This is a genomic window from Streptomyces sp. NPDC046909, from assembly GCF_040644695.1.
Taxonomy (GTDB): Bacteria; Actinomycetota; Actinomycetes; order Streptomycetales; family Streptomycetaceae; genus Streptomyces.
In genome coordinates this window covers 252,303-268,070 of sequence record NZ_JBEYXC010000008.1, presented here as the reverse complement: position 1 = coordinate 268,070, position 15,768 = coordinate 252,303, and the positions used below count along the sequence as shown (strand labels likewise).

25 protein-coding genes and 1 tRNA gene are annotated in these 15,768 nt (G+C 70.5%); 3 read left to right on the top strand and 23 right to left on the bottom strand.

Translation table 11 applies throughout. The annotated features are described in order from the left end of the window. Position 1: 1 nt before the first annotated feature. From ABZ928_RS27060 to ABZ928_RS26960, 21 genes are all read right to left on the bottom strand, one after another. Positions 2–595 carry a 3'-5' exoribonuclease gene (locus ABZ928_RS27060; protein WP_361524044.1) on the bottom strand — a complete coding sequence of 198 codons (594 nt, stop codon included), beginning with the start codon at positions 593–595 and terminating at the stop codon, positions 2–4. Positions 596–598: 3 nt separating this feature from the next. Beyond that, a complete protein-coding gene (locus ABZ928_RS27055) occupies positions 599–1,084 on the bottom strand; it encodes a hypothetical protein (RefSeq protein ID WP_361524041.1) in 486 nt (161 codons plus the stop codon). After that, complete coding sequence (locus ABZ928_RS27050) at positions 1,081–1,713, bottom strand: hypothetical protein (RefSeq protein ID WP_361524039.1); 633 nt, start codon at positions 1,711–1,713, stop codon at positions 1,081–1,083. Before ABZ928_RS27050 ends, ABZ928_RS27055 begins: the two co-directional genes overlap by 4 nt. Continuing rightward, complete coding sequence (locus tag ABZ928_RS27045) at positions 1,710–2,072, bottom strand: hypothetical protein (RefSeq protein WP_361524036.1); 363 nt, start codon at positions 2,070–2,072, stop codon at positions 1,710–1,712. Before ABZ928_RS27045 ends, ABZ928_RS27050 begins: the two co-directional genes overlap by 4 nt. Before the next feature lie 94 nt (positions 2,073–2,166). After that, on the bottom strand, positions 2,167–2,409 hold the full coding sequence (locus tag ABZ928_RS27040; RefSeq protein WP_361524033.1) for a hypothetical protein: 243 nt from the start codon (positions 2,407–2,409) through the stop codon (positions 2,167–2,169). Next, entirely contained in the window at positions 2,406–3,044 is a 639-nt protein-coding gene (locus ABZ928_RS27035; RefSeq protein ID WP_361524031.1) for a hypothetical protein, read from the bottom strand. Before ABZ928_RS27035 ends, ABZ928_RS27040 begins: the two co-directional genes overlap by 4 nt. After that, positions 3,041–3,259 carry a hypothetical protein gene (locus tag ABZ928_RS27030; RefSeq protein ID WP_361524028.1) on the bottom strand — a complete coding sequence of 73 codons (219 nt, stop codon included), beginning with the start codon at positions 3,257–3,259 and terminating at the stop codon, positions 3,041–3,043. The genes ABZ928_RS27035 and ABZ928_RS27030 overlap by 4 nt, the downstream gene beginning before the upstream one ends. After that, the gene (locus tag ABZ928_RS27025; RefSeq protein ID WP_361524026.1) at positions 3,256–4,680 is read right to left on the bottom strand and encodes a histone-like nucleoid-structuring protein Lsr2; all 1,425 of its coding nucleotides are present in this window, start codon (positions 4,678–4,680) and stop codon (positions 3,256–3,258) included. Before ABZ928_RS27025 ends, ABZ928_RS27030 begins: the two co-directional genes overlap by 4 nt. Beyond that, positions 4,677–5,030: a hypothetical protein gene (locus tag ABZ928_RS27020; RefSeq protein ID WP_361524023.1), complete on the bottom strand. Its 354-nt coding sequence runs from the start codon at positions 5,028–5,030 to the stop codon at positions 4,677–4,679. The genes ABZ928_RS27025 and ABZ928_RS27020 overlap by 4 nt, the downstream gene beginning before the upstream one ends. Before the next feature lie 2 nt (positions 5,031–5,032). Then, positions 5,033–6,823: a hypothetical protein gene (locus ABZ928_RS27015; RefSeq protein ID WP_361524020.1), complete on the bottom strand. Its 1,791-nt coding sequence runs from the start codon at positions 6,821–6,823 to the stop codon at positions 5,033–5,035. 86 nt (positions 6,824–6,909) lie between these two features. Further along, positions 6,910–7,296 (bottom strand): hypothetical protein, encoded by a 387-nt coding sequence (locus tag ABZ928_RS27010; protein WP_361524017.1) that lies wholly within the window; start codon positions 7,294–7,296, stop codon positions 6,910–6,912. A gap of 124 nt (positions 7,297–7,420) precedes the next feature. Further along, positions 7,421–7,945, bottom strand: a complete 525-nt coding sequence (locus ABZ928_RS27005; RefSeq protein WP_361524014.1) for a hypothetical protein — start codon at positions 7,943–7,945, stop codon at positions 7,421–7,423. A 200-nt stretch (positions 7,946–8,145) separates the two neighbouring features. Beyond that, positions 8,146–8,982 carry a hypothetical protein gene (locus ABZ928_RS27000; RefSeq protein ID WP_361524011.1) on the bottom strand — a complete coding sequence of 279 codons (837 nt, stop codon included), beginning with the start codon at positions 8,980–8,982 and terminating at the stop codon, positions 8,146–8,148. Beyond that, on the bottom strand, positions 8,979–9,419 hold the full coding sequence (locus ABZ928_RS26995; RefSeq protein ID WP_361524009.1) for a hypothetical protein: 441 nt from the start codon (positions 9,417–9,419) through the stop codon (positions 8,979–8,981). The genes ABZ928_RS27000 and ABZ928_RS26995 overlap by 4 nt, the downstream gene beginning before the upstream one ends. 91 nt (positions 9,420–9,510) lie before the next feature. Continuing rightward, positions 9,511–9,885 carry a DUF6303 family protein gene (locus ABZ928_RS26990; RefSeq protein ID WP_361524006.1) on the bottom strand — a complete coding sequence of 125 codons (375 nt, stop codon included), beginning with the start codon at positions 9,883–9,885 and terminating at the stop codon, positions 9,511–9,513. Beyond that, positions 9,885–10,493 carry a hypothetical protein gene (locus ABZ928_RS26985; RefSeq protein ID WP_361524003.1) on the bottom strand — a complete coding sequence of 203 codons (609 nt, stop codon included), beginning with the start codon at positions 10,491–10,493 and terminating at the stop codon, positions 9,885–9,887. The genes ABZ928_RS26990 and ABZ928_RS26985 overlap by 1 nt, the downstream gene beginning before the upstream one ends. Before the next feature lie 2 nt (positions 10,494–10,495). Continuing rightward, positions 10,496–10,759: a hypothetical protein gene (locus ABZ928_RS26980; protein ID WP_361524000.1), complete on the bottom strand. Its 264-nt coding sequence runs from the start codon at positions 10,757–10,759 to the stop codon at positions 10,496–10,498. 8 nt (positions 10,760–10,767) lie between these two features. Continuing rightward, complete coding sequence (locus tag ABZ928_RS26975; RefSeq protein WP_361523997.1) at positions 10,768–11,352, bottom strand: hypothetical protein; 585 nt, start codon at positions 11,350–11,352, stop codon at positions 10,768–10,770. Beyond that, a complete protein-coding gene (locus tag ABZ928_RS26970) occupies positions 11,349–11,831 on the bottom strand; it encodes a hypothetical protein (RefSeq protein ID WP_361523994.1) in 483 nt (160 codons plus the stop codon). The genes ABZ928_RS26975 and ABZ928_RS26970 overlap by 4 nt, the downstream gene beginning before the upstream one ends. A gap of 95 nt (positions 11,832–11,926) precedes the next feature. After that, on the bottom strand, positions 11,927–12,202 hold the full coding sequence (locus ABZ928_RS26965) for a DNA-binding protein (RefSeq protein ID WP_361523991.1): 276 nt from the start codon (positions 12,200–12,202) through the stop codon (positions 11,927–11,929). Continuing rightward, entirely contained in the window at positions 12,199–12,501 is a 303-nt protein-coding gene (locus tag ABZ928_RS26960; RefSeq protein ID WP_361523988.1) for a helix-turn-helix transcriptional regulator, read from the bottom strand. Before ABZ928_RS26960 ends, ABZ928_RS26965 begins: the two co-directional genes overlap by 4 nt. Positions 12,502–12,838: 337 nt before the next feature. On the opposite strand from ABZ928_RS26960, the gene ABZ928_RS26955 reads away from it, so the two are divergent. The 3 genes from ABZ928_RS26955 to ABZ928_RS26945 all read left to right on the top strand — a co-directional run bounded on the left by ABZ928_RS26955 (position 12,839) and on the right by ABZ928_RS26945 (position 14,166). Next, positions 12,839–13,174, top strand: coding sequence for a hypothetical protein (locus ABZ928_RS26955; protein ID WP_361523985.1), 336 nt, complete (start codon positions 12,839–12,841; stop codon positions 13,172–13,174). Between the two features lie 213 nt (positions 13,175–13,387). After that, positions 13,388–13,903 (top strand): hypothetical protein, encoded by a 516-nt coding sequence (locus ABZ928_RS26950; RefSeq protein WP_361523982.1) that lies wholly within the window; start codon positions 13,388–13,390, stop codon positions 13,901–13,903. Between the two features lie 29 nt (positions 13,904–13,932). Further along, a complete protein-coding gene (locus ABZ928_RS26945; protein ID WP_361523979.1) occupies positions 13,933–14,166 on the top strand; it encodes a hypothetical protein in 234 nt (77 codons plus the stop codon). 3 nt (positions 14,167–14,169) lie between these two features. On the opposite strand, the gene ABZ928_RS26940 is transcribed toward ABZ928_RS26945, so the two are convergent. Both ABZ928_RS26940 and ABZ928_RS26935 read right to left on the bottom strand, forming a co-directional pair. After that, the gene (locus ABZ928_RS26940) at positions 14,170–15,462 is read right to left on the bottom strand and encodes a site-specific integrase (RefSeq protein WP_361523976.1); all 1,293 of its coding nucleotides are present in this window, start codon (positions 15,460–15,462) and stop codon (positions 14,170–14,172) included. A 109-nt stretch (positions 15,463–15,571) separates the two neighbouring features. Beyond that, a tRNA-His gene (locus ABZ928_RS26935) sits at positions 15,572–15,644 on the bottom strand. Positions 15,645–15,768: the final 124 nt, after the last annotated feature.

Sequence of the window (15,768 nt, the reverse complement as noted above, 5' to 3'; positions counted from 1 at the left end):
TCTAGCCCTCCTTCGCGGCGAGTGCGTCGAGGGCCTGGGCGCGGACGAGGTTGTGACGGGCGTCGGCGAGAGCGTTATGTACGCCGTCGGGCTGCTCCGGCAAGGGCGGGTTGCCGAGCCGTGCGCACTCCTGGCGCAGGTCGTTGGTCCACATCGGCATGCCTTCGGGCAGGTTGATCATGCGGCCGAAGAGCTGCGCGAGGGCGACGTGGTCGTACGCCCCGTACCAGGCCCACAGCTCGACGTGCGGAAGCTGATCGGGGTCAGTGCCGAGGACGAAGTCACGCACCGCGTTGCGGATCATCCTGAGCGGCATGACGGCGTTGCTCGTCATGTCGAGGTTGAAGAAGCCTCGGTAGGCCATGGACATCGACATGCGGCCGTGGCTCTTCGTGCTGCCGGTGGCCAGCGGGAGGTGGGGGACGACGTTCTCCATCAGCCACTGGTGCTTGCAGATGCGTTCGTGGAGCGGGTCTTTGCTGATGTCCTCGTTGACGGCGTACAGCTCGCGGCCGTCCTCGGCGACCATGCCGATGCTGATCAGCTCGATGGTCTTGCCGTCCTCGAGGAACTCGGTGTCGTAGTAGATGCGCATGGGTCAGTCGCCCTTCCTCGGCCAGCTGCTGATGCCCTGCACGTGCCGTCCCTCGTGGCCCGCGACCAGCTCGCAGTGCTGGGTGTCGATGCTGTTGGGTGCGTTACAGACGGGCGGCGGTTGCCGGTCGGCGATGTCCTCGCGGATCGCTGCGGTCAGACCACTGATGGCTGCCGCGAGTTCGCGGATCTCTTCAGCCCGGGTGGGCTGCCCATCGGTGTCTGTGGCTGGCGGCGTGGTGGGCAGAGTGCCGGCGATGTAGGCCTCGCCGATGGCCGCGGCCAGCCGCGTGTGCACGGTCTCCAGGGACTGCTCCGCGGTACCGCCGCCGAGGATCTCCACGCCCGCGGCCAGGCCGGTGATCATGCCCGACATGAACAGGCCTGCGGGTTGCGCGAGTTGTCCGGGCTGCTGGTCCTTGATCTCCGTCATGACGGCCTTGATATGGGTGCGGGCCCGCTCGAGCAGGGCGTCGCGTTCTTGGCTCACGAGGTCTTCTCCTTGGTCGCCCGCCAGGCGGCGGGGTCGGTCTTGCTGTTGCGGGTGGGCAGGACGATCGGGTTGCCGTAGACGTTGTGGCCGATGACCCGGCCGGGCCCGACGTACGGGTTGCCGGCGGACAGGCCGCCGCAGGATCCGCACGGGTCGCCTTCGTGGCGGCCGTGCTGGCAGCGGTCCAAGTCGGCGAGGACACCGACCAGTTGGAGCACCCACTGCTCCATGGACACGTGCGGTGGATCGCCGGGCTGGGACCTGGCGCCGTCCGGGCGTCGGAGGGTGTTCTGGAGTTCGATGAGCCGGGCGTCCCACCAGCGGGCTATGGAGGTGCCGAGCGGTGGTGGGCCTGCTCTGAGCCAGGCGCCGCGTAGGTCGTTGACCTGCTGGACGATCGTGGCCTGGTCTTCGGCGAAGCGGCGGGTGGCGACCCGGACGAGGTCGGTGAGTGCGGCGTGGGTCTCCTCGTCCATGTCACCGTGCCCGCGCACGCGGATGGTCTGGCCGTCGACGTCCATGGAATGGCAGGTGTCGGCCGGTCCGGCGCAGGAGCCGTCGGGCCGGTGCTCGCAGGGGCTGCCGTGTCCCTCGTGATCCTCGGCTCGCCATGTGGTCTCGGTCATGAGGCGCAGTCCTGCGCTGCGGGAGCCGAAGTGTGGGGCTCAGCGTGGTGCGCCCACTGGGAGACGTCGGTGCACTTGTGGTCGTGTGCCTCACCCTTCGACGCTCGGGCGAGGAGGCAGCACGGGGTGAGCGGGGGCGGGGTCTCGCCCTGCGAGCGGCGTCTGGCCCAGTCGTGCTCGAGCACCAGGCGCTGATGGCGGCGGTGCTCGCGGAAGGCAGCCTCGGTGAGGACCAGGACGCCGAACCCGAAGACCACAGCGGGCACGTACATCCCGTACAGGCCGGCACCGGTAGCGGTGGCAGCGAGGAGGACGGCGCCGACGGTGGCGCCGTGTTGGTAACGGCGGTGCGGGGTCACGGATTCCTCCGGCGGTTGCGGTGGATGAGGATGAGCAGACCGAGGACGGCGAGCAGGTAGAGGAGCGGGCAGGCAGCCCCGGCGATAGCGGCGATCACGCTGCCTCCCGGTAGTCCTGCGGCCGCGTCCGCCGGCGGGCGAGGCGCCGCGCACGGACCGCGCCACGCGCCCAGGACGGGGCGTGGCGTACGGTGCGGGCGGCGGGTGCGACGAGCGGGCCGATCGCGTAGGCGACGACGCAGAGCACGAACGCGGCGGCGGCGCCGAGGATGCGGGCCCAGAGGAGCACGGCGTCGTACAGGGCGACGAAGGCGTCGGCCGATTCAATGATGATCACGACGGCTGCCCCTGCCGGGAGCGCCGGTCGATGGCCTGGATCCAGGCGACGCCGACGGAGACGGCTTGCACGAGCTCGGCGCGCAGCCGGGCCGGGTCGGACTCGGCGAGTGCCTCGCACACTTCCTCGCCGAAGATGTCCCGCCACGTGACGATGCCCATCTGGGCGTAGCGCTGGCAGATGTTCTGGGCGGCGCTGGCGAGGTCTCGGGCCGGCCAGCCGGGGAGGAGCTCCACGTCGGGACCTGTGCCGTCGAGGTGGTTCTGCTCACCCCAGCGCTGGTCCTGGCGGCCGCGCTCGGCGCGGACCTCGTGCAGCAGCAGCGTGAGGGCGTCGGCCGAGGCCTCAGCGGGCTCGTACGTCTCGGCGAGCGCGTCCTCCGCGATCGGGTAGTACTCGCCCTTCACGCCGCGCACGATGTGCTGGCCGGTGTACACGAGGATCCACGTCGAGTGCAGAGTGTCGAAGACGGCGGCCGTTGCTTCGGGGTCGTCGCATCCGACACGGTCCTCTTCGGCGAGGGCGTAGAAGCGGCTGGGCCCGCAGGCGAAGGCCTGGACGTCGGCCTCGTTGGTGCCGGTCCACTGGATGGTGTCGACCTCGACGGGCTTCTTGCGGTACCGGGTGGCGGTCACTTGCTGATCTCCTGTTCATCCAGGGGGAGTTGGTCATCGGCCACGGGGATGGGGCGGGCGAGGATCGCGCGGAAGCGGGCCGGGTCCTGGCGGATCGCGGCGCGCTGGGCGGGGGCGAGCTTGCGCCAGCAGCGGCCGCCGATCCCGCCGCGCTTCTTTGCGGCGGCGGACCGGGTCGGCTGGTGGCACATTGGGCACTGGACGGGCGCGCTCACGACGAGGCGCCGCCCGTCTGGCCGGTCGCCTTCTGCCACGCGTCGAGGACGGGCCCCGGGATCCTGCCGAAGCGCGGGCAGTCGACACCATTGGCGGCAGCCCACACTCGGACTGAGGCGGTGTCGTGTCCGCGAGCGCTCGGCCTGGCCTTCTGCTTCGTCTTCGACCTAGTCGCGGGCTTCTTCCTCGCAGGCGTCAGTACGGCTTCGCGGGCCCGGAGTTCGGCGAGCTGCTTCTCCAACTGCTCGATCTCAGACGCGATCTCGGTCAGCTCCTGGTTCGCGGCGTATCGCGTACGAAGGCTGGCGAGGGCAGCGCGGGCACGCGCGGCTTGGTCCTGGACGTCCGGGTCGGGGTGCTCGTCGCCCCACTTGAGGAGGGCGTCTACGGGCAGGGCCTCAGCCGTGGCCTGCGGCAGCGGCTCGAGGTGCTCCTCCGCGGTGGCCGTCGGCGGTGCATCGTCGGCTGTGGAAGGGGCTGGGCTCGGCGCGGTGGCTGTGGTCATGAGCTCGGGCGTCCTTTCGCTGGGGAGGTGGAGGCGGTTGTCGCGGGCGGCTTGCGGGCCGCCTTGCTCGTCGATCTCGGCGAGCAGGTCCTTGAGGGCCTGGACCGTCACGGGCTCCTCCTCTGCTACCGGGGTGTCGCCCAGCACGGTGTCGATGAGGTGGGCGCCGGCCATGCATGTCGTCACGCCGCAGTTGCTGCGCACGCGGCCGACGGGCGGACGGCCGTGGTGCAGCTCGAACGCGACGTGACGGGCGTTGAGCTGGCGGCTCTCAGCCGAGAGTTGGGGCATGCGGCCGGCCATCGGTCCGGTCCAGCGGGCATGCCCGTCGCCGTACGGCTCGATCCCCGCAGCGAGGGCTTCGGCCTTCGTCCGTGCAGGATGGCCGCCGGTCAGTCCGGACGGCCCGAGCCCCGCCTCCTTGCGGACGCGGGCGATGGTCGGCGCGCTGATCCCGACCTGCCTCTTGATCTCGCTGTACGAGGCCCCGGCCTTGAGGAGTTCGACTGTGCGCCGCTCGTACTCGGCGCGCTGCTCGGGCGTGTACCGGCCGCCAGGCCCGGGCACGAGCACGAGCGCCTCCGGCTGGGTGGTGGTGTCGGTGGAGGCGGTTGCTTCGGCGGGCACGGGCGTGGTGCCGGAGCCGTCGAGGAGTTCGCGCAGGATGGCGAGTGCCTTCGTCCTGCTGGAGGGGAGGACGGGCAGTGCGCGGCGTTCTTTGAGGGTACGGCCACCCCAGATGCCGTTGGGGGCGTCGGCGTCGAGGGCGTCGTACAGGCACTCCGGCTGTACGAGGCAGCCACCGCAGAACTCCCTGGCTGTGGTGGGGTCGGCAGTGAAGAAGGAGTCGGTGTCGGCGCTGCCGCACGCGGCGTGCGTCTGCCAGGCGTCGCCCGGCTGCATGATCGTTGTCACCGCTGCCCCCACAGCGGGGGCTGGACGGCCGGCCTGCGCCGCCCGGGCCGTGCCCTCGGTGCCTGCGGGGCCGGGGCCTGCTGCTGGCTGTTGCCACCGGTGCAGCTGGACCAGTGCGCGATCGCCTTCCACTCGAGCAACGCGTCCACCGGCTCCGGCTCTTCGACGTCGAGTCGGCGCACGACCAGGCCGCCGAGACCGTTGGACCGGGCGGCCAGGTTCCCGGCAGGGGAGGGCAGCGCGTTGAGCGGGGTGCGCTGCCCGCGGTCCGGGCCCGATGCCCAGCGGATGGACGCGCCACACCGGTTGCAGGTGGTGACACCTCGGGTGGGGTGTGGGGTCGTGGCCATGATCAGGTCTCCTCTCCGCGTGTCTGGGCGGAGGCAGTTCGTGCCGTGTGAGGTTCGGCCCGTCGACGGCCCCGCGGGGTGGTGCAGGGCTGCCCCTCCTCGGCGAGGCAGCCGGGTGCAGGGCAGGCGATCGTGAGCGCACCGGTGCGCCCGGCCCGACCGACCGCGGTCCGGAACTCGGCGGGCATGTAGTCGTCGCGCATCAGCGCCTCCTCCGTGAAGTGCGGGTCCGGCGCAGCGACTGAAGCGACCGGGCCCGGGAGTTCGCCGTATCGGGCGCGCAGCACCGGACCTGCGTGGAGCACGCCGTAGCGGTGCAGCGCGGCAGTCAGCCCGTACGCGGCGGCGACCGCCAGGACCTCGGCGTCGGACACCGCGGACCGCTCCCGGTACGTGGCCTTCGGCAGCGCGGCCTCGGCCCGGCGCGCGGCCGGCCGCTCGTCCCATGCGCGGGCGCGGCGCCACTGCTCGCTGGTGATCTGCCGCTGGTGCGCGCAGGTCTCGCACCGGGCGCCGGTCGGCCAGGTGCGGCCGTCCTCGCACAGCGGCTGCCCGCAGCCCTTCGGGACGACGGCCACGGCCAGCAGCCACGCGCCGACGTCCTCGATGCGGCGGGCGTCGCGGTAGCGGGCGGCGATCCGGGCAGCGATGCGCTCCGGGGTCACGAGGGTGCGCGTGGCGTCGTCGAGCTGGCGGCCGATCTCGCGGGCCACCCGGCGCAAGAGGAACGGGCCGACACCATCGAGGAGGTGTCGGACGGGGGCGAGGCTGTCGTGGATGCGGCGCGTCCAGCGCAGCTCCGGCCCGGTGTACGGCGCGCGGCTGGCGGGGTGGTTCCCGCGCGCAGCGCGAGAGGTGCCCGGCCCGAACGTACCCCCGGCGAGATCACTGGCGGGCGTGGCGGGGGTACTCACGGTCACTCGCCTACGGCGGGAAACCCCCACGTCGGTAGGCGAATCATCAAGTCGGTCAGTCAGGTGGTCTTCCTTAGACGCGAGGGAACCACCATCAAGATCCGAACCCGATCCGTCATGAATGACCGCAGACTCCGCCCCCCACAACGGGAGTTGCTCGGGCGCCTGGTCCTCGAGAGCCGCCGCCTTGGGCACGGCCGGGACGGCGTGGAGCGGGTGCCGGTGGGTCTCGTAGGCGTGACGGCCGTGGGCGCCCTCGCGACGGTGCACCGTGAGCCAGCCCGTCAGCGCGAGCTCGTCGACCAGGCGGCGGGCCTGCCGCTCGCCGAGGTGTTCGCCGGCGCGCTTGCCGGTGTGGTGGCGCAGCATCTCCCCGAGCTCGGCCGCGGTGACGGGGATACCGCGGGCGGTGGAGTAAGCGAGGAGCGCGTACAGCCGCAGCAGCCGCGGCGCGAGAGACTCGGCCGCACGCACGGGAATCCGCACCCACAACTCGCCCTCGGCGAGGGGGCGAGTGACGCGGTGCGCGGACTCGCCCTTCCCTCCGCGCTGCGTACGGCGGACCGTCGGAATCTCCACCAGGCCGTCGACCGTGTCCGGGTTGCGCAGCGGCTTGAGGCCGCGCTCGACAGCGGACTTGGACATGCCGAGGTAGACAGCGAGGGTGGAGACGCGAGCGGTGCAGCCCTCCGGGCGGAGGGCCAAGGCTGCGATCTTGACGTAGACGCTCAGGGCCACATCGGGGTACTGAGCACCTACGACCAGGCGCAGGGGAACGCGGACAGTCGTGCCGCCCTCGCGCGGGCGCACGCCAGCGGCCGCGGACTGCGGCTGGGCGTGCGGTGCAGCCAGGGTGGCTGCGAGCGCGGCGGCGGACATCAGATTCCTTCGGGGTCAGCGGGTGGTGCAGGCGGTGACCAGGGCGGCGACGGTCAGAGCCATGGCGAGGAGACCGAGGAAGCGGCTCACGACGTACGCCCGCAGGTGTGGTCCCTGCCACGGGTGAGAGCTGCGGCTGTGCAGCAAGCCGGGCCGCGCGATTCATAGACGGTGCGGCGGGCATTCAGCGCCAAGAGCGACTCGGCCTTGCGCGCGAACATGCCGTCGATGAACTCCGCGGCGTCCTCCGGACTGGTGCTGGCCTCGACGTAGGCGAGGGCCATGCCGAAGAGGTCGGGCGCGATGCACGAGGGGAGCAGGACTCCGATGTCGTCGACCTTGTCGAGGCCGCTGCTGAACAGATGCAGGGAGAGGACGGGATCTCCGTGGCCGCACCTGCTGTTGAAGTTGACGCCTGCCCCGGCGCCGGTGACGTGGAAGATCTGGCTGGGTGTGGTGCGCACGATGTCCATGGAGTTCCTTGTGGACGCTGGTGGTTGGGGGCCGGGTCCCGCCCGCAGGGGGAGACGGGCGGGACCCGGGTGGCGGCCGCAGGGCTGGGGGCGCCCCGGGGGAGGCGGCCGCCGGTCTGTGCGGCTAGCGGGCGGGGCGGTTGGGGCGCAGGGCGCGGACTTCCTCGAGCACCCCGGCGGGGATGGCGAGGCTGTACGCGGGTCGGTCAGCCCGCGCCTCTGCCTGCCGACGGCGGTAGTGGAGCCAGCCACGGGAGTGCAGGTTGGCGAGCGCGACTTCGACTTGCCCGGTGGTCAGGCCGGTGGCGCTGGCGAGTTGCTCGACGGTGGGCTGAGCAACGGCGAGGATCCGCCCGGTGGCGTGGTTGGCACGCCACATCAGGTCGTGCCCCACCAGACGCGAGTGCGGGTGCATGTGGCTACGCCTCAGCGCGAGGAGGAAGATGCGCCGGAACTGCTCCTTCTGCTTCAGCTTCCCGGGGGCGACGGCCTCCTCGGCGGACAGCTGCCGCCGCTCGTACGGCCGTGCGGGCGGCGGCGTCGGCGTGGCCGTCGCGCCGGGCACGGCGTCCTGGGAAGGGGAGGCCGGCCTGGGGCGACGGGCTAGGTCGGACGGTGTGGGAGTGCGGGGTGTGGCCGGTGCGCTCATGGCGTCAGGTCCTTGTCGGTGCGCGGTGCTGGTGGGGCAGCGGCCTGGGTGGACTGGTCGGGGCGGGGCTGCTGGCGGGTCGGCCACGTGTAGGGGGGCGTGCCGGGCGCACCACCAGCCGGACGGGTAGAGGCGCGCATAGGTGAGGCTGTGGGGGGTTGACGCGCGCCACTCGCACGCCGGCCGATGAGAGCCGTTCACTACAGCTCGTCCGGCCAGTCCGGCTCGGGCTCCTCCTGCACCGGCCCGGGCCGCTCGACGTCGAAGTCGTCGTCCTCGTCGGGGCGCTCGATCTCCAGCCGGGCGTTCCATGCGGCGACCGCGAGATGCCGGCGGATCGAGCTCAGCCAGTAGCCGGGGTCGTTGTGCTTGGCGTGTCGCTGGATCGCGAAGCGCGTGCTGTCGCTCGCGGCACGGGTCTGCTCGCGCAGTGCCGGGAGCGGGGCAGGGAGTTCGCCGGAGTGCGGGGTGTAGGTCCAGGCCTCGATGCGGTAGTGGTCGCGCTCGCCGCGGCCGTACTGCTGGCTGTTCTGGCGCTGGCTGTCGCGTAGCTGGACAGCGTGGGCGACGCTGCACGCCGGCTCGTGGCTGAACTCCTGGACCATCGGCCCGGCCTCGACGTACACGGTGTCGGCCGTGCAGAAGTGGTCGGCGCCCTCCGGGTGCGGGCAGACAGCGCCCTTCTCGGTGGGCTCCTGGACGTGCTGGTCGACCAGGCCGAAGCGCACCACGCGGAAGGCAGGCGTCTTGCCGCAGTCCTTTACTGAGCACCGCTTGTTCCGGGCGTAGCGGTAGTAGTCACAGCTGTCGCAGACGCAGCCGTTCCCGCAGTTGCAGCCGAGGGACTCGCCGTCCTCGTCGGTGCCGCCGCAGCCGCAGTATTCGTCCGGGTCGGTGCCGTCGTCGGCGGTGTCGTATCCACGGTCGCCCGGCAGGAGGGTCCCGGGGGCCCAGGCCCGCATCAGGATGCGGGCTGCGGCCTCGATCTGCTCCGGAGTCGGCGGCGTGGTGGCCGGGCTGGAGGTGGTGTCGGTCATGACGCTCCGATCACAGGAGTGGGGAGGGAGGTGAGGGCGTCGGCCCAGGCGACGTCGGGGTCGGCCTCCAGGGCGTGCTGCTCCCAGAGGCCGACCAGGCCGTCGACGGACCGCCCCTTGGGGGTGCGGCCGATCGCCCTTCCGCACTGGCAGGCACACAGGTAGTCCGGCCCGGCCGGGGTGAGGATCAGGGCGTGAGGAGTGGCCGGCGTCTCCAGCTGCTTGGCGCGGCTGGGGATGGCCTTCTCCTCGGACACGATCAGGGCCTGCTCGATCGCCGTGGCCAGCAGTCCGGGCGGGGCCTGCCAGGTCGGATCCGTCGTGCCCGACGCGAGCAGCTGCACGACCGGACCGCGCAACTCGTAAGCCAGCAGCGGCCGTACGGGCTGCGGGCTGCGGAGGACGCGCAGGATCACGTCGTAGCGGGGCTCCTTCACCGGTCACCGCCCGGACCGATCAGTGCAGCCCAGGTCACCATGGCGACCGCCATGGTGAACCCGGCAGCCAGCAGCAGGCACTCGGCTGGCATCAGACGTCACCGTCCTCGGCGGACTTGGCCTGCTCGAGCGGGACGATGTTGACCGTGCCGAAGAGCGACACCGCGGACGGGTGCCCGTGGTAGTCGGGCGTCTGGCTCTCCTGCCACTCCCACTCGGCGTCCGGCGCCGGCGCGTAGCCGAGCTCGGTGAGGGCGGCGGTGCGCTCGTCGGGGGTGGGGACCTGGTGGCGGCGGGACTTCGGCCACTTGTAGGCGGGCCACTCGTCGGTCGTGTTGTAGACGACGAGGTACAGCTCCCAATGGGCGCCGGCCGTCGACCGGATAGCCGGACCACCAGGCTTGTGGTTGCAGCAGACGCGCCGAAGTTGCGCGGTGTGGACGACGGGCTTCAGCTCGGCGGCCATCAGACGGCCACCACCAGCGGGCGCTGCGGCGCGGTCTCGGCCCCGGCGATCCAGGCGGCGGCGTCCTCGAGCGCGGCCAGGCCGCGGGAGGCGTGGCGCCAGCGCAGCATGGACACCTGGTGCGCGCCGTCCTCGTCCGGCACGGCGCCAGCGATCCAGCGCGGGGTGCTCGAGGCGTCGCGGTAGCGGGTGATGATCCCGTACAGCGTCGCTCGGGTGACGGTCTGCGGCTGGCGGGTGACGAGGAACTGGTGCGGCTCGCCGCCCGCGATGGCGGGGCGCCCGGGCCACAGCCACACCTCGCCCATGCGGCGCGGGGGCTGGCCCCAGCCGGTGACCGAGGTGTGGGACAGGACGTGGGTGAGGCTCTCACCGGAGATCGTGTGCACCGTGCCGCACGTACGGCACAGCAGTCGCAGCTGGACCCTGGTGAATGAGTCGCTGTGCGTGCAGATGTCGTGGGCGCAGGCATGGTGCTCGTCGCCGGTGATGCCGGGGCGGATGCCCTCGGAGTGCATCACCTCGGCGTCATCCCACACAGGGGTCTCGCAGCCGTCGGCGTGCGCGAGCGCGTTCCAGCCGAAGTAGACGGTCTCGATCAGGTCCACGGTCAGGCGGCCTCTCTGGCGTGACGTGCACGGTGGGGCTGCACGCAGCGGATGGGCTGGGTCTCGTCGACGAGGGGCGGCGCGGCGTGCCGGGCCCGCAGCTGCGGGGCGCGGGCGGGCAGCGCGGGCGGCGGCTCGCACGGTGGAAGGTGGCTCTCGGCGCCCTGGTGGCTGTCGCTGTCGAGCAGGGCCTTCAGCAGGCCGAGCACGATGACCCCGGCGCCAGTGCCGATTCCGGTGCAGGCCAGCCACTCAGCGGTGGTCACGGTCCCGCTCACGAGCGGGCCGGTGCGATCAGGCGCGTGAGCCGGGCGGCTCCCTTGTCGGAGTACATCGCCGGCACGTTGTCGCCGCGCAGGTGAACGGTCGCGCCGTCCTTCGTGCCGGTTGCGGTGGCGACGGTGCCGTCGAGGACGACGGTGGCGGGGTCGATCTGGAACGAGTGCAGCCACCAGCGCCAGGCGTCCAGGGACTGCGGGTCTACGCTGACGCCGATGGTGAGGGCGTCGTGGATCTCGATACCAGTGACGTCCGGTTGGCGGCGCGCCTTCGCGGCGACGGTGCCGGCCGGGGAGTCGAGGTCGGCGTCCAGGCCGACGCGCGTGGTGCATCCGGCGAACTCCGAGACCTCGAACTCTTCGGCGTCCGGGTGGAGTTCGGCGTCAGCGACCGCGTACCGGACCGGTGATTCATCGCCCGCGTTGGCGAGGGCCTCGGCGATCAGGGCACGGACCGGTCCGGTGAGCTCGAGGGCCAGGGCCTCGCGCTGGCCCGGGGTCAGAGGCAGATCGAGGATGGCGTTCGCCATCTCCAGGGCGGAGTGCAGCTTGTGCGGAACGTGCCGCGGGTCCTGGCTCACTGCTCACCGCCGGGAACCTCGACGGGCGTGACGGCGGGAACTTTGGCCAGGACGCTGGAGCCGAGCGGCACCGGTGCGGCGGACACGTCGGTCGCGCGCTCGGGCTGCGTCTCCAACGGGGCGGGCTCTCCCTCGAGCTGGGCGAGCTGCGTCGGTGTGACCAGGACGGCCGCGCGGATGTCGACCTCCAGGACGCGGGCGTACACCTCGAGGTGGATCTCCTCGCCGTGCACCGCGCGGGTGATCGGGGCGTCGACGTGGGCGGCGACTGCGTATAGGCCGGCGGCCTGGTGGGAGAGGAAGATGATCGTGACGGCCCAGCCGCTTGGAAGGATCGGCTCGACGCGTACCGAGCTGGGGCGCGTGTCGCTGGGGAGGGGGTCGACCACGCTGGCGGCGACGGCCGCGGCATGCGCGAAGGTCTCGTCTCCCGCGTAGGTTGGTGCGGTGGGCGTGGTGGCCTGGGTAGCCTGATCCACGTTGGCCTCGCTTCAGGTTGGTTGATGTGAGGTGACGTCTCGAGCGGGGTCGTTACGGACGGGCAAGGTCCGGGGCGGCCCCGTTTGCTGCGCCGTCAGGTGCGGGCGAGATGCCTGCTGCGCCCGGGCAGCGGCCGCAGGTTGCTGAGCGGGTGGGAGCCAGAGATCGGGGCGGACGCGACAACTGCGGCCAGCGGTCCCGTGCTCGGCTCGTGGTGGAACAAGGCGTCGATGCGCTCGAGGTCGGCGTCCGTGAAGTAGACGGTCCGGCCGAGTTTCGTGTGCGGGAGACGCTTGATGTGCCGGCGCAGCCAGGACTCCTCGATGCCGAGCTCCTCGGCAGCTGCGGGGTACTGCAGGCGGCGCCTCATGCCGACACCGCTGCACGGGCTGTGACCATCGGCTGGTCCTCGGCCGGGGCCGGAACGGCTCGGCCGGTGGGGGCCCACAGAATCAGCAGGTCCACACCGATTACGCGGACAATCCGTTCGGCCACGTCGGCAGGCTGTGTCTTGGTTACGCCGTTGAGGAGGGCGTCGATGGTGCTACTGGGGACGTCCACCGCCGCAGCCAATTCGCGGCCGCTGATGGCTGCCCCGGTCCCGGTTCGCTCCATCAGCTCACGTAGGAGATGGGGCTTGAGCAGCCGGTATCGGGGTGGAGAAGTCATGGGCATACCTCGCGGACAACTTGACCGAAAATCCGGACAGGCCCCTACCGTGCCAGAAAGGCGGGCATCCTGTCCAGATTTCCGGACAAGCTGTCCGTGTGGATTTGGTCAAGCTGGCGGCGCGGACTGGCGAAAACCGTCCACGAACCTGGACACTGTGCCCAAGGGGTTGATCGCCGTACGCGTTTGAACAGCGCATATGGCGCGCGCGTACCACTAGTCACATGGGCGCCGTGTGGCCCATAGGGATCAGGAGAAGAGGATGATGACGGCCGAGCAGACGGCGAGTCGGACAGACCTGTCCGATCTCTTGCGCAACCGCAAGGGGGAGCTCGGCATGAGCATCCGCGAGCTGGTCGACTCGTGCATCGATCCGGAGGATCCGGACGCCGGTCCGCAGTACAAGCGCACCACGCTGGACCTCCTGATGAAGGGTGCGGCAGGGGTCAAGACTCCGACCCTGCCGCAGCTGCGCGCCCTCGCGGCCGGCTTCCGGCTCCCCCTTGGTCTGGTCCAGGAGTCTGCCGGTAGCCAGTTCCTCGGGATCGACACCGTATGGTCCCAGGACGGCAAGGTGCGGACGCTGGTCCATGAGTTCCAGGACATGGATGCCGAGGACCAGGACCGGGTCATGGCCCTCATGCAGTCGTGGCGGAGGCTCAAGCGCGACTAGGCCGGAGAACCTTCACTCCTCAACTTCCGTGCCGCTGCGGCCACTTGAGGAGAACCGGTCACGCGGCCGGTTACTCAGTGTGTTTCGGCTATTGGCTGAATGTATTCCTCGGTGTCTAATGGCCTTCCGCCTGGGGGGGTGGAAGTGACCATTGGTACCCGTGCTGCGTCCGCGGTCTGACGCACCTGCCGCAGCATGGTGACAGGGGGCGACATGTCAGACCAGTACACGTCAACCGTGTACCACATAGACCAGTTCGGGCAGCTGCCGTCGGGCGAGCTCCTCCGCGCCAAGGACAGACCGGGCGGAATCGTCGACGTCTACCTGCATCCGCTGCATGTCCGCACCGAACTGGTGTGGGACCTCAACTGGGTAACGAGACATCAGGTCGGTAACGGACTGTGGCGACCCGGGTGGGTGGAGACGGGCCACATGAATGAGCCGGCGGAGGGACTCGGCGTCGCGGCGTCCCGCTGGGAAATCGTTCCTGCAGCGGTCATGCCGCAGCGCCGGACCGTCATGCCCGTCGAGGAGGAGGGCAGCGTCGCCTGGCTGATCCGCGAAGGATCCTGCACACGCGACATGCGCGACGCCATGAACGCACTGCTTGACCGGATCGCAGGCGACGGCCTGTGGCTCCAGTGCTGGTACGAACGCCGAGGGTGGCCCACCCCTGAGGGCTCCGGTTCCCCGCTCCTCACGCCGCCAGCGCTCCCACTTTCCGTGTAGAGCCATGCCACAACGTCAAGGAGGTCCCGATGCCTGAGCAGGTACGACCGATACCCACGATCAACGTAGAGCGGGTCGACGCCACTCTGCTTCCCAGAGGCCAAAGCGTTTATGCGATCGAGGAAGGAAGCGTGATCACGCTGGCCGTCGCGCGCGAGCACATCTCCGACAATGCCGCGCACGCACTCTCCGCCCTGCTGAACAATGCGTTCGCCTCCGGGCAGTGGAGGCCAGGACCCCAGCCGCCACAGCCCGGAACCTGACCCCTACACCACGCGTTGCAGGTGATTCCGCGGCTGCGGGAGGACCATGGCGGCCTCGACGGCGGCGGTGATCTCGCCGTCGAGGGCCCGCACCAGGTGCCCGTACCGGTCCACTGTCGTGGTGATCGACTCGTGTCCCAGTCGAACCTGGATCGCGGGCAGCGGGATGTTCGCACCGATCAGCCACGACACATGCGTGTGTCGCAGGTCGTGCAGCCGTGGCCGCTTCGTCAGCCCCTTCTTGATCGCCTCCGCCAGCGCCCGCTTCCACTTGCGGTTGTAGAAGTTGCTGTGGCGCCAGGCCGCCCCGTTGGCACCCCGGAAGATCCAGTCCTCGGGCCTGCGGCCGAGCATGTGGTGCCGCAGCAGCTCCATCTGGCCAGCCGACAGCGCCAGGGTGCGCCGTGCCTTCTTTGTCTTGGGCGGGCCTACGGCGAAGGTGTTGTCCTCCTGGCGCTTCCAGGCGCGCTGGATGCTGATCGTTTTGCGGCGGGAGTTCACGTCCCGTACCTGTAGCGCCGTGATCTCACCCCAGCGCAGGCCGGTCCCCACGAGGAAGTCGCACAGGTCGGCGGCGTGAGTGTCGATCACCCGTAGCTCGCGGGCGATCAGGGCGTACTCGTCCTGCTCGAGGAAGCACATCTCCTCCTCGATCTGGTCGTCCGTGCGAGGCAGCTTGGTCTTCGCGCAGGGGTTGCTGACGCGGAGAGGCTGCGGCGCGTCCACGGCGGCCTGGAAGACGCAGAACATCAGGCCGTGCCAGTTGCGGATGCTCTTCGGACTCGCCTTCCGTATGAGCCACTGGCCCGGGTGGTGCGGGTCCCGTACGCCTTCCTCGTTCACCCGCACCCAGTCCTGGACATCGTCCTCGGTGACAGTGCAGACAGTCGCGGGGTTGAAGCTCCCATCCCGGAGTGTGTGGACGAGGCCACCGTAGCGCCGGTCCACGCCGTCCGGCCCTGGGTGCAGCAGGCCGGCGAAGTGGTTGTCGATGTCACGGTGATAGTCCGACTTGGTGCGCGACGTGACACCGGTCAGACGGTCGACGTAGCGGTGCGCCCACGCTAGGAACGGCGCGTCGTCGGGGTGTTTCTCGGGCTCGACGAACCCCTTGCCGCGGATCCAGCCGTGCGGCCACCTGTTGCCGTGCGCCTCGACGAGGCCCTTGAACTGCTCGGCTTGGGCGGCGCCGCCCTCGCCGCCGAAGTTCTCCGTCTGCCATGCGCCGTCTTGGCGCCACTTCACCTGATAGGTGATGTCGCCGCCCTTCTTGGGGCGTTCAACGATGCTCGCCATGCAGGGAGGCTACGGCCCAAATCCCATGATCGGTTCCCGTGATGTTCCCAAAACCCAGAAACAGACCAAGGCCTGACCCAAACATACAGGTCAGACCTTGATCCCTAAGGGTGAGTGACGGGACTCGAACCCGCGGCATCCTGGACCACAACCAGGTGCTCTACCAGCTGAGCTACACCCACCATGACCGGCGTTCCGCCTTCGTGGTTTCCCCCGGCCGAGAAAAAGTGTACAGGGTCCGAAGGGGTGCTCGCGCACGGCTTTTACGGCGCCGCGTGCAGCACCCTCAAACGGCCACGCACGCCC